Genomic DNA, 6824 nt, shown 5'->3' with positions numbered 1-6824 from the left:
GCTTATTAAGCGTCGACTCAATAGAAAGATGTTGATAAACATCTTGTTCAATTTTATCGCTGAACTCTTGTAATTGACTGATGGTTAAATCTTCCAACGGCACACCTTTATCAATTGCGGCTAGTACTACTTCACCAACAATATGATGGGCTTCACGGAACGGAATATCTTTACCTACTAAGTAATCGGCAAGTTCAGTGGCATTGGCATAACCCTGTTGTGCTGCGGCAAGGGTACGTGAACGGTTTACTTTTAAACCATCGGCGACTAATACCGCCATTTCCATACATTCTTGCCAAGTATCAAGGGCGTCAAACAAACCTTCTTTGTCTTCTTGCATATCTTTGTTATAGGCAAGCGCTAAACCTTTCATTGTAGTTAACATGCCGGTAAGCGAACCAAAAACTCGACCAGCTTTGCCACGAATTAATTCACAAGCATCCGGGTTTTTCTTTTGCGGCATTAATGAAGAACCAGAGCTAACTAAATCACTCATTTCAACAAAACCCGCTTCACCTGAATTGTAGAAAATTAAATCTTCAGCAAAACGTGATAAATGCATCATAGAAATACTCGCTGATGCCAATAATTCAATAACGTGATCTCGATCAGAAACTGCATCAAGACTGTTTAAGGTGGCGGTTCTAAAACCTAAACGGTTAGCCAAGGCATTTCTGTCAATCGGGTACGCAGTACCCGCTAATGCGCCAGAGCCTAGCGGAGAAACATCTAAGCGATAAAGCGCATCTTTTAGACGGCCAATATCACGATTAAACATTTCTACATACGCTAAACACCAGTGACCAAAAGTAATAGGCTGCGCACGCTGTAAATGGGTATAACCAGGTAATACCGTGTCTTTTTCGCGTTCAGCTAAATTCATCATCGCTTGCTGTAAGTTCACTAAGGCAAACAATAAATCGCCGCCGGTTTCTTTACACCACAATTTTAAATCGGTTGCTACTTGATCATTACGACTACGGCCAGTATGGAGCTTCTTACCTAAATCACCGGTTTTTTCGATTAACTGAATTTCCACCCAGCTATGAATATCTTCGGCATCAGATAACAAAATTTGCTTAGGATTTTCTTCAACAGATGCTTTTAACTCTTCGAGCGCTGCGGTTAAACGCACTAACTCATCATCGTTTAATACACCTACTTCATGAATCGCTTGTGCCCAGGCAATTGAGCCAACAATATCTTGTACGGCCATGCGATAATCTACCGGCAGCGAGTCATTAAATTTCTTAAATTGTAAACTCGCTTTCTCTTTAAACCTTCCACCCCATAAAGCCATAACTACTTCTCCAGATCTTTTAAGCTGCCGTTTTGGCTCAACGCGGTAATTCTGCTTGATAAGCTGAATAAACGGATGAAACCTTCGGCATGTTTTTGGTCGTAAACATCATCTGCACCAAAGGTAGCAAACGCTTCAGAGTACAAACTATTTGGTGAACGACGTTGAATCACTTGCGCCATACCTTTGTATAACTTAACGACTACATCACCGGTTAGTTTTTCAGCAAATGATGCTGCAGAAGCTAGCTGCGCTTTAGCAAGTGGTGTAAACCAACGACCATCATAAATAACATGAGAGAATTCAAGACCAACAGATTCACGATATTTAAGTGACTCTTTATCAAGGATTAATGTTTCTAAACCTTTGTATGCAGCCATTAAAATGGTGCCACCTGGTGTTTCATAACAGCCACGTGATTTCATACCTACTAAACGGTTTTCAACAATATCAATTCTGCCAACACCGTGTGCTGCACCTTTATCATTTAGATACATTAAGGCGTCATAAGCGCCGGCACCCTTTTCACTACCAGCCTCACTATTTCCAGAGAAATCTTTACCATCAATAGCAACTAATTCACCTTCAAGAAAACTTAATTGTACTTTTTCTGGTACATCTGGCGCATCCATTGGATCAACCGTCATGGTCCATACTTCTTTTGATGGCTCACACCATGGGTCTTCTAACTCGCCACCTTCGTGAGATATATGCCAAGCGTTAGCATCACGGCTATAAATTTTAGTTAATGACGCTGAACAAGGAATATCACGCTCAGCTAAATAATCTAATAAGTCTTCACGAGAAACCATATCCCACTCACGCCATGGCGCAATTACCGTAAGCTCTGGTGCTAGGGCAGCAAAACAAGACTCAAAACGTACTTGGTCATTACCTTTACCGGTACAACCATGACAAAGGGCATCAGCACCAACTTTCAGGGCAATCTCTACATGTGCTTTAGCAATGATAGGACGTGCCATTGACGTGCCTAATAAATATTGTCCTTCATACACTGAGCCGGTTTTTAAAATTGGGTAAATATATTCTTTTACGTATTCTTCTTTAAGATCAACTATGTAACATTCTGATGCACCTGAGGCTAGGGCTTTTTCTTTTACGCCTTCAAGCTCTTCATCACCTTGGCCAACATCGGCGCAAAAGGCGATAACTTCACAACCATCGTAGTTTTCTTTTAACCATGGAATGATAGCCGAGGTATCTAAGCCACCAGAATACGCTAATACTACTTTTTTGATTTGTTTCTTTATTAAGGCCATTTTTATTCTCTCTTAAATTTTTAAAATTTGTTTAGTTAATTTCTTTAATTAACTCGTTATCTGTTGTTTTACCTGTCGGCGCTTACTTAGTAAACAAGGCGACAAGTACGGCATTCTGTGCCCACATTCTGTTTTCTGCTTGCTGAAATACTTTCGATAATTCACTATCAAATAATTCAGTGGTGATTTCTTCTTCTAAATGCGCCGGTTGACAGTGCAGCACCATGCTCGCCTGTGCTTTTGCCATCAAAGCGTGATTCACTTGATATGGGGCAAACTTGGCTAAAACCTCAGCTTTTTTACTGGCATCTTCATCACCCATGGAAATCCAAGTATCGGTATAAATGACATCTTGTTTACCAATGGCGTTTATATCATTGGTAAGGTGTAAATTACTGCCCGACTCTTGTGCTAGTCTTTTGGTTTTTTCAATGATATCTGCTTGCGCTTCATGTCCTTCAGGAGCTACTAAGGTGAAATCTACCCCTAAAATTGCTGCCATAATCATTAATGAATTTGAAACATTGTTGCCATCGCCGACATAGGCCAATTTTACTTGGCTTAAATCAGGGTAGGTTTCTGCTAAAGTGACAAAATCGGCAAGTGCTTGGCATGGATGATAAACGTCACATAAAGCATTAATCACCGGAATACTGGCATGTTCAGCTAAACCTTTAATAGAATCATGACTAAAAACACGAGCGACGATAAGATCAGCAAAACAGGATAAGTTTTTTGCGTAATCACTAACCCGCTCACGTTCACCCAGCTTGCCATTTTGTTGGCCTAAGTAGAGCGAATGACCACCTAACTTATTAATGCCCATGTCAAAGCTAACATGTGTTCTTAATGACGGTTTTTCAAAAATCATCGCCACTGACTTGCCAGCTAATGCTTGGCTATAATCGCTAGGATGTTTTTTGATATTAATGGCTAACTCGATTAATGCTAATATTTGTTCTTTGTTTAGCTGGTCATCAGCTAAAAAATTGTTTAATGATTGTAATGCGTTATCTGTCGACATAAGATTTTATCTCAATATTTCGTTTAGGCTAATTTGGCTGTATTTGTGTGCCAATGCCATTTCCATCAAGTAATTGGCTAATTTGCTCAGGCGATTGCCAACTGGCAACCGCGATACTTCGTCGTAATTCTTTCGCGGCATGCAAGGCAGCATTTACTTTTGCCGTCATACCCCCGGCAATAACACCCTGCTCAATAAGCTGTTGAGCTTGCTCTGCGTTAAGTGATGATAAATACTCGCCATCTGCGCCTTTAACGCCATTCACATCGGTGAGTAACAATAGCTCGGCATTAAGTAGCTGACAAATAGCCACCGCGGCATCATCGGCATTGACATTGACTAAGTCGCCGTTATCTAGTGCACCGATTGAAGAAATTACCGGTAGAAAATTAGCTTTCAATAAAGTGTCTAATAACTTACTGCTATTGGTTTTGGGTACACCCACTTGACCTAAGTCTTGCGTGGATAAAGTACAAGAGATCATATCGCCATCATTTAACGATAGTCCGACCGCGGCTAAATCCATACTATTGGCCGTAGCAACAATAGCTTTATTAACCGTGCCCGCGAGAGCACCACTGATTAATGCTATTTGCTCTTTAGGCGTAACCCGTAAGCCATGCTTTTTCTCTGTGGTAAAACCCGCTTGTGCCAACATTTCGTCAACCACACAGCCACCACCATGTACCAAGACCACTTGTTTATTTTTCAATGTGGCTATCACACTGAGTAAAGCATTAAGAGCTGATTCTTTTTCAAGAATTGCGCCGCCAATTTTAATCACTAAGGGTTTTAGCTTTGGTTTAACTTGTGGCTTTAGTTCAGGGTTGTTCATCTCTATTCCTTTCTATACCTAAATACGATCTTTTTTAATTTTCTAAGCATTTATTAATGAAAACTCACTGGCCAAGCCAAGTGAAATATTAAAACATTGCACTGCTTGCGAAGCTGCACCTTTAAGTAAGTTATCAATGGCACAACTTACCACCACAACCTGCTTATCTTCATCAAACTGCCAATGCACATCGGCAAAGGGTGTATAAGCAACATTGCCAATTTCTGGCCAACTTGTCACTAATCTTACTAATGGCTTATCACTATAGGCCTGTGTAAAAGCTTGTTGTATTTGAGCATTAGTAACGCCAGCATTAACTTTCAAGGTCACTGTTGCTAAAAGCCCTCTTTTATAAGGCGCTAAATGCGGATTAAATACCACTTCAATTGCCGCTTCTTGGGAAATCTCAGGCTGATGTCTGTGCTGTAATACGTTATATGCTTTTAAGCTGACTTCATTAAAATTAGTCGCTAACGAGGCATTTCTCCCTGAACCAGTAACACCACTAATACCATTAACCACAACCAATGAATTTTCTAGCACTAAATTGTTAACGGTCAAAGGCTTTAAACAAAGCAAACTTGCCGTTGGGTAACAACCCGGCACAGCAACTAAGTTAGTACTGGCTATATCCTCTTGCTGCCATTCAGCTAAACCATACTTAGCAGTAGCTAAAGCATCAGTATTGGCATGTTCGAAACCATAATATTTAGGGTAGTCAGCAGCATCTTTTAACCTAAAACCACCGGAAAGATCAAATACCTTTACGCCAGCGTCGACAAAGGCTTGTGCCCAATCAGCACTAAACTCATGGGGGGTAGCAAAAAACACTACATCTAAATCTGCCACATTTTGATCAAACCATGCTGGCGAGAATGCTTGCAATGGTAAATCGCAGACACCTTTAAATCGGCCATGTAAGTCACTAAATAGTTTACCTTCTGAACTACTATTTTCAGAAACAACTAGATGACAAATTTGTGTCTGCTTATGTTTGCATAATAAGCCAACAAGCTCTGCACCTGCATAACCACTGGCGCCAATAACCGCCACTTTTTGCATACTGTTATTCGAATCGGGTATAGCCTTTGTCATTTTTGAAGTAGCCTTATTAAAGCAGGTTATTTACACTATAGAACTAAGGTAACATCGCATGGGTAGTTATGCAAACAATCAGCATAACTATTTAAGTAATTATTCAAACTTATAGGTTCTTTATGATACAACTGCCTGATTTCAGTCAAAGCTTAAGCCAGTTAATCGCTTGCCCTTCCATTAGCTCTACACAGCCAAGCTGGGATCAGGGCAATAAAGAGGTAATCCAACTCTTAGCCACCTGGTTTGAGCAACTTGGTTTTACTATTGAAATTCAAGCCGTACCTGAGACTGACAATAAATTTAACTTACTTGCTAAGTTAGGTAATGGTGAAGGCGGATTATTACTGGCAGGCCACAGTGACACTGTACCCTTTGATGAAAATCGTTGGCAGTCAGATCCACATAAAGTAGTCATTCAAGATGATAAGTTTTTCGGTTTAGGTACTTGTGATATGAAAGGATTTTTCGCCTTTATTTTGCAAGTCTGTAAAAACTTAACCGCTGCTCAACTGAAAAAACCTTTATACATTCTTGCCACTGCTGATGAAGAAACCACTATGGCTGGCGCTCGATTTTTTGCTAAAAGCCAAGCGATAAAACCTGATGTTGCCATTATCGGCGAGCCCACTAATTTAGTACCCGTTGTTATGCATAAAGGTCACATGTCACACCGAATTAGCGTTGAGGGAAAGTCTGGCCATTCCAGTAAACCTAACCTTGGTGTTAATGCTATAGAAATTATGCATAAAGTGATTGGCCAGTTAATTGAATTAAAAGAAAAGCTGCACCTAAATTATGAAAACAAAGCCTTTGATGTAACAGCGCCGACTTTAAACTTAGGGGCTATTTCTGGCGGCGATAATGCCAATCGAATTTGTGGTCACTGTGACCTAGATATTGATTTGCGCTCTTTACCTGGCATGAGTGATGACGAATTGATCAACTGGTTGAGTGAGGCATTAAAACCTTTAGCTGAACTTTACCCTGGTCGAATTACCTTTGCTGAAATGCACCCAAGTTCACCAAGCTTTGAGCAAAATAAACCCAGTACTTTTGTTGATATTGCCGAAGAAATTAGTGGCCATAGTTGTTGTGCGGTTAATTACGCCACCGAAGCGCCTTATATTCAGCAACTAGGCTGTCAAACCATAGTGCTTGGTCCAGGCTCAATTGATCAAGCCCATCAGCCCAATGAATTCCTGGCTCATAGTGAAGTGGAAAAAACCGAGCTATTACTAACCAAAATGATCCAGCACTACTGCTTGTAATATTTATCTCTTCATAAAA

Annotated in this window: 6 protein-coding genes; 1 reads left to right on the top strand and 5 read right to left on the bottom strand. The window is 40.4% G+C overall.

What is annotated here, in order from left to right; translation table 11 throughout:
- The 5 genes from argH to argC form a co-directional block, all read right to left on the bottom strand.
- A partial coding sequence (argH, locus tag HRT50_RS02140; protein WP_291610854.1) for an argininosuccinate lyase occupies positions 1 to 1300 on the bottom strand: 1300 nt, incomplete at its 3' end.
- Between the two features lie 2 nt (positions 1301 to 1302).
- Positions 1303 to 2580, bottom strand: coding sequence for an argininosuccinate synthase (locus HRT50_RS02135; protein WP_291610852.1), 1278 nt, complete (start codon positions 2578 to 2580; stop codon positions 1303 to 1305).
- An 82-nt stretch (positions 2581 to 2662) separates the two neighbouring features.
- Complete coding sequence (locus HRT50_RS02130; protein WP_291610850.1) at positions 2663 to 3604, bottom strand: ornithine carbamoyltransferase; 942 nt, start codon at positions 3602 to 3604, stop codon at positions 2663 to 2665.
- A gap of 28 nt (positions 3605 to 3632) precedes the next feature.
- On the bottom strand, positions 3633 to 4439 hold the full coding sequence (argB, locus tag HRT50_RS02125) for an acetylglutamate kinase (protein WP_291610848.1): 807 nt from the start codon (positions 4437 to 4439) through the stop codon (positions 3633 to 3635).
- A 42-nt stretch (positions 4440 to 4481) separates the two neighbouring features.
- On the bottom strand, positions 4482 to 5501 hold the full coding sequence (gene argC, locus HRT50_RS02120; protein ID WP_291610865.1) for an N-acetyl-gamma-glutamyl-phosphate reductase: 1020 nt from the start codon (positions 5499 to 5501) through the stop codon (positions 4482 to 4484).
- A 155-nt stretch (positions 5502 to 5656) separates the two neighbouring features.
- On the opposite strand from argC, the gene argE reads away from it, so the two are divergent.
- The gene (gene argE / locus HRT50_RS02115; protein ID WP_291610846.1) at positions 5657 to 6805 is read left to right on the top strand and encodes an acetylornithine deacetylase; all 1149 of its coding nucleotides are present in this window, start codon (positions 5657 to 5659) and stop codon (positions 6803 to 6805) included.
- Positions 6806 to 6824: the final 19 nt, after the last annotated feature.

The sequence above is a fragment of the Colwellia sp. genome, assembly GCF_013215345.1.
Taxonomy (GTDB): Bacteria; Pseudomonadota; Gammaproteobacteria; order Enterobacterales; family Alteromonadaceae; genus Colwellia.
The sequence above is the reverse complement of the archived record's forward strand: the minus strand, read 5'-3'. Positions and strand labels throughout refer to the sequence as shown.